Genomic DNA, 1,321 nt, shown 5'->3' on the forward strand with positions numbered 1-1,321 from the left:
ACGCCGCGGGCTTTTTGTCTTTATCTCACAAATTCGGATACATCGGGAAGCGTGCGCAGAGGGCCTGGACCTCGGCCTGGACCTTGGCCTCGACCGCGGCGTTGCCGTCTGCGCCGTGGGCCGCCAGCCCGTCCACCACCTCGATGATCCAGTCGCCGATCTGGCGGAACTCGACCTCGCCAAAGCCGCGCGTCGTCCCCGCAGGCGAGCCCAGCCGGATGCCCGACGTGATCGTCGGTTTCTCGTCGTCAAACGGCACGCCGTTCTTGTTGCACGTGATGTGCGCGCGCCCCAGCGCCTGTTCGGTCGCGTTGCCCTTGACCCCCTTGGGCCGCAGATCGACCAGCATCACATGGGTGTCCGTACCATGCGTCACCGTATCGAGACCGCCCTTGTGCAGCTGGTCCGCCAGCGCCTGCGCGTTGCGGATCACCTGCTGCTGATAGGTCTTGAACGACGGCTCCAGCGCCTCGCCAAAGGCCACGGCCTTGGCCGCGATCACGTGCATCAGAGGCCCGCCCTGGATGCCCGGAAAGATCGCCGAGTTGAACTTCTTCGCCAGCGCCTCGTCATTGGTCAGGATCATGCCACCGCGCGGACCACGCAAGGTCTTGTGGGTGGTGGTGGTGGCAACGTGCACATGTGGGAAGGGGCTGGGGTACTCACCGGCCGCAATCAGGCCCGCAAAATGCGCCACATCCGCCAGCACCCAGGCGCCCACCTTGTCCGCGATCTCGCGAATGCGGGCAAAGTCGATGACCCGCGGGATGGCTGACCCACCGGCGATGATCATCTGCGGCTTGTGCTCCAGCGCCAGTGCTTCGATCTGGTCATAGTCGATGTCCAGCGTGTCGCGGCGCACACCATACTGCACCGCATTGAACCACTTGCCCGACTGGTTGGGCCGCGCGCCGTGCGTCAGGTGACCGCCCGCATCGAGGCTCATGCCGAGGATCGTGTCGCCGGGCTGCAACAGCGCCTGGAACACGCCCTGGTTGGCCTGGCTGCCCGAGTTCGGCTGCACGTTGGCAAAACCGCAGTCAAAGAGCTGCTTGGCCCGCTCGATGGCGAGGTTTTCGGCCACGTCAACGTATTGGCAGCCGCCATAGTAGCGCCGTCCGGGATAGCCTTCGGCGTATTTGTTGGTCATGACACTGCCCTGCGCCTCGAGCACGGCAGCAGAGACGATGTTTTCGGACGCGATCAGTTCGATCTCGTCGCGCTGGCGGCCCAGCTCGTCACGGATCGAGCCAAAGAGCTCAGGATCACGGTCGGCGAGGGACTGGCTGAAAAAACCGTCGGTGCGATGTGGGGCGTTCAT

Annotated in this window: 1 protein-coding gene; it reads right to left on the reverse strand. The window is 64.6% G+C overall.

The window, feature by feature from the left end; genetic code table 11:
* Positions 1-25 precede the first annotated feature (25 nt).
* Positions 26-1,321, reverse strand: a 1,296-nt coding sequence (gene glyA, locus Q0936_RS20350; protein WP_299146689.1) for a serine hydroxymethyltransferase, incomplete at its 5' end; no start/stop codon positions are given.

The sequence above is a fragment of the uncultured Tateyamaria sp. genome (genome assembly GCF_947488715.1).
Lineage (GTDB): Bacteria > Pseudomonadota > Alphaproteobacteria > Rhodobacterales > Rhodobacteraceae > Tateyamaria.